Below are 4,004 nucleotides of genomic sequence, written 5' to 3'. Positions count from 1 at the left end.
CCCGTTCCCGACGCCACTAAAACGGATTTGTCGCTCACAACCATCGACCTGATGATTCCTTCACCTATCTCCCTATAGGGTGTCCATTTATCCAGTGGAACATTGCCGGACTCCCCTGAAGTTGAGCTGGAACTCCCCCCGAGACTTTGATGTTCCTCGGCGGAATTTACCTTGTCGCTAGGAGTTGTTATCTGGTCTAGCGATTGCCCCGGTAGCTGCCCTTGTTCCCTTTGTTCCCTTATCCCAGTTATTTCCTCTGCCTGTCTCTGGGCTTCTAGCTCTGCCCGTCGCCTGGTTTCTTGGATGTAAACCTGTATCTCCTCTGGCGACATCAGTTGAAATTGCTTCTGCTTGGCTGCTCGTGCGGTTACCCATTCAAACAGCTCCAAGTCCACTTGGGCGGCGTGCTCAAATTTTTTCCCCAAGCTTGCCGCTTCGATTGCTCTTTTCCTGATTCTCAGCCAGCTACCTATTTGGCTTCTGACCCAATACTCTTGCACCTGCTGCCTGTACGTTGGCAGATACTGGGTTAATTTGCGCTCTCGCGCGACAGAGAGCGCAAAGGCTCCTCCAATGCTCAGAGTTGCCAAAAGCCCCCACAGCCACTTGTAGGCGTTGTCTGGCTCGATAATTTGAATTGCAGTGGCTTTGTCAGGTAGCTGCCATCCTTGCTGAAACTCTGGGTTGGATGGCTGATGAGAGGAACTATCCCAAGGGTATATAGGCATTAAGTACCGCTTATCGTCGGTGCAAAACTGAGCGGCACTCGCTGGATCTTTGGTTTCTGGTTTAAAGCAGTATTCCAGCAACGGGGTCTGTCTACCCGACAGACTCATAGCTAAAAAAATTCCGCCACTGATGAGCAGCACTCCTACTGTGGCATTGTTTACTCTGGCTTCTTGCTTAATTCTCTCCGCTCTTTTACTGCCCATTGCTGTATTTCTTCTCCTAAAAATACAAGGTTTTACAATTCCCTAGTATTTGTCTTTGTCTCCTTTTGCTATTAATAGGATTCCCAGCGCTAATAACAATAAAGCTCCTCCGGTTACCAATCCCCCGCTTAACGGATTCTCTTTGACTTGAGGTTTTGTTTCGTAGGTTGTAACCTCTTGTATGAATCTTTCTTTGCCAATTTTGGCGATCGCTTCAATTTCTCGCTGTTCACTGTATCCCGTCCATAGCGCGGTTCCTACTCCTATTGTCTGGATAGTTGCACCAAAAAATTCTCCATCGAATTTGGGTCTATTCCCTTCCAACTTGATTTTGCTTACGGCGTTTCCAAAAAATACGGCTAGAACCAATCCTCCAAGCGTTCCAGTTGCTATCATCGGCAGTCCAATTTTCGCTATTCCATTGATTCCTGCTGACGATATTGCTACCGCCAAGAAAGTAGAAATTACTCTATTTAAAAACTTTCTATTTTCATAGATGCCTCGTATTTCATCTTCTAGCCGCTCGGCGTCTTTTTGTCTGGAATTAATCTGAGGGCTTTCCTCTACTTTGTTGTCCCAAAGATTCAAAAAATTCCCTGTTTCTCCCGCTTCGTTTCCGTTGCCTACCCCCTGTTGAAATCCTTGGTATAGGTTTTCTAATTCATCCATCATTTTTCCTCCCAGGACAGCCTAATTAGATTGAAAGCCAGGGGTAAGACTTCGCCCTGGCTTTCAAACTTTGGCTCTCTTCTTACAACCCCATTGTTCTTTTGAAGCCGTTCCACCACCCGTTAACTATTGCGCCCATTCCGTACCGATTACCTTCGTAGTTTGGTTTCCGGATTCGTCCGATATCGGCTTCGCTTCCTCTTGCCCAAAGTGCTTTATTTACGGCACTTCTGTAGGCTTCATCAGCTCGTTGTTGGGCTAGCGGAATTTTATCTTCCGTTCTTAGCAAGCTGGTCTGATACTCGGCAATTGCCATTAATTCAGCAGTACTTCCTTCGATTGCAATTAAATTTCTTGCCCTAACGTGTCTTGCCGCTTCAGCCGTCGTTTCGTTGACTTGTCTATCCCGAAGTTCGATGATGTTGTTCCTCATTCGGGTTTCGTCGTTTGTCGCACTGTAGGCAGCACTCAGAACCTGATTCCCCGACACCCTGGTTTGCTTGGCTATTTCGGCTAGACCCTTGTTGAAGTCTCCCGTGACTCTAATTATCGTCAGCGCGGCTTCTAAGGCTTGTGGCAGATTTTCTCCGTAGGCTTTAGCCAGCCTATGCATATCTGTCAATTCCTGAATGGCTTTTGGGTCACCACTACACGCTCTCATGAAAAGGTCTAGTGAGACTCCAAACAGGTCTGCCATTGCCTGCGTCACACCCGGAGCGTTCGGGGTTACATGGTTTTTTATTTTTGCTTTTCCAAAATTGACTACTGGCATCTTTTTCTACGATTCTTTCTTGATATTTTCAATCAATTTTTGGCACAAATTGAGCAAATTTATTTCGGTTAGATTTTCGGACAGTTCGGGCAATAGCTTAAACAACCTTTCGGGGATATTCTCACCAGGCAATTCTCGATAGGCATCGATCAGCGAGTAGTTTTCATCCGAATATCTGGCTACTTGTCCTAGTAGTACAATCAGAGTAAATTTATCTCGCTTGCTCAGACCTCTAAGACTCTGCCCAAAATTTTCCTTTAGTACCTCCAACGGGCTTTTTCTGGAGCCTTTTGAATCTGATAAATCTACCATCACTTGTCCTACCAAAAACATCCCTTCAGTTGTTCCCCCCTCGATCTTATGCACCCGAACTCATATTCCTAACCGACCTTACTGCCAGTTTAAGGGTTGTTTTTTTTCCTTTCACCTCCTAAAGGAGTATTGTTATCGCCAGTTGAATAATTCTTGCTACACCTAACCCCCCACAAATCGCTAATCCTTGATGGATAAATTCTCTTGAATTGTAGACTTGTGCCGCTGCTAGAGTCATTGCTATTACCATCACTCCAATTGCTGTCAGGGACGACAAGCCTACTCCTGCAAACAGTTGAGCGATCGCAAACAATCCAAAATTCATTTTTGGTCGTCTTTCTAGATACTCGAAGGTTCCGATAACTGTTGACTTCACCTGTTTCCAGAAAGAGAGTTGCTTGCTCTTGTTGTTCCTTAAACTTGCATCCTTGTTGGGATACATTTGATAGACCTTTGAAGAGGAAACTTCGCTTTGGCTTGTAATATTTCTCCCTCGCCTTTGATATCCACTAACGTTGCTTTCACTCGCTTTATTAGGCTCTTGGTTCGCGTACATGGTAGACACTTCCTGTGGTTTCTTGGGTTTGTTCTCTTTCGTTAATGATGCCGATTGCGACTGAGATGAAGTACCCTACGACTATTGCTAATATGATGGCGATGACGCCGTTGATAAAAACCATTGCTCTCAAGTTTTTTACCCATTCCTTCAGTTGTTGGAGGGCAATTGGTTCTTCGGATTTTTCTAGCGCTTTTTTACCTTCTTCGTAGTCTTCATCCCACTCTCCAAAGGTGTCGTCTCCAATTACTATTTCTGCTGAGATTTCTTCAGCTCTTTCAAATTCCTTGAAATCAATCAGGTGAGAGCTAATTTGCCCCCAATCCTGACTCCAGGTTTCTACACTTCTTGAAGTGCTTGTATTTCCTTTTCCATCTCGGAAAAGTCCGAGATGGCTGATAAGTTTCCCAGGTTATTCTTTTCCCAGTCCTTCCTTTTTTCAGCCGTACTTTTGATAGCATCTACTGCTTCGTTGAAATCTTCTTTTAACATTCCAACTCTTTGTTCCAGGTGCTTTTGATCTTGCTTTGCCCTGGCTTCGTCTACTGAAAACCAAAACTCGTCGCTAAGGCTTCTCCCTACAACTTGGGCTACATATTTTACGCCTAAATCGTTGAGGATCGTTCGGAAGCTTTCGATCGCATTTTCCCGGTTTGTTCCTGTTTCTTCAGGCTCCCGTTCTAAGTCTTTTGGTTGGGCATTAGTAATTGCACCTTCTTGACTTGCATTTTCTGCATTCGAGGGAAGAAGTCCGGGTGCTTCT

Annotated in this window: 5 protein-coding genes and 1 pseudogene; all 6 read right to left on the bottom strand. The window is 45.1% G+C overall.

What is annotated here, in order from left to right; all coding sequences use genetic code 11:
• Positions 1-932 (bottom strand): annotated as a pseudogene (locus V6C93_RS19050) (hypothetical protein); the annotation flags it as partial.
• 42 nt (positions 933-974) lie between these two features.
• Complete coding sequence (locus V6C93_RS19045) at positions 975-1,604, bottom strand: hypothetical protein (RefSeq protein ID WP_333478243.1); 630 nt, start codon at positions 1,602-1,604, stop codon at positions 975-977.
• A 79-nt stretch (positions 1,605-1,683) separates the two neighbouring features.
• A complete protein-coding gene (locus V6C93_RS19040) occupies positions 1,684-2,373 on the bottom strand; it encodes a hypothetical protein (protein WP_333478242.1) in 690 nt (229 codons plus the stop codon).
• A gap of 6 nt (positions 2,374-2,379) precedes the next feature.
• On the bottom strand, positions 2,380-2,739 hold the full coding sequence (locus V6C93_RS19035; protein WP_333478241.1) for a hypothetical protein: 360 nt from the start codon (positions 2,737-2,739) through the stop codon (positions 2,380-2,382).
• A 64-nt stretch (positions 2,740-2,803) separates the two neighbouring features.
• Positions 2,804-3,241, bottom strand: a complete 438-nt coding sequence (locus V6C93_RS19030) for a hypothetical protein (RefSeq protein ID WP_333478240.1) — start codon at positions 3,239-3,241, stop codon at positions 2,804-2,806.
• A 339-nt stretch (positions 3,242-3,580) separates the two neighbouring features.
• Positions 3,581-4,004 (bottom strand): hypothetical protein (locus V6C93_RS19025; protein WP_333478239.1); only part of this gene is annotated, 424 nt, incomplete at its 5' end.

It is taken from the genome of Allocoleopsis sp., from assembly GCF_036703385.1.
Classification (GTDB): domain Bacteria; phylum Cyanobacteriota; class Cyanobacteriia; order Cyanobacteriales; family Coleofasciculaceae; genus Allocoleopsis.
This window is presented reverse-complemented; position numbering and strand designations above follow the sequence as displayed.

Bases quoted from the DNA above. Each gene is read 5' to 3' on its own strand.
- V6C93_RS19040 (WP_333478242.1), bottom strand. From the start codon at position 2,373: ATGCCAGTAGTCAATTTTGGAAAAGCAAAAATAAAAAACCATGTAACC.
- V6C93_RS19045 (WP_333478243.1), bottom strand. From the start codon at position 1,604: ATGATGGATGAATTAGAAAACCTATACCAAGGATTTCAACAGGGGGTA.
- V6C93_RS19030 (WP_333478240.1), bottom strand. From the start codon at position 3,241: ATGTACGCGAACCAAGAGCCTAATAAAGCGAGTGAAAGCAACGTTAGT.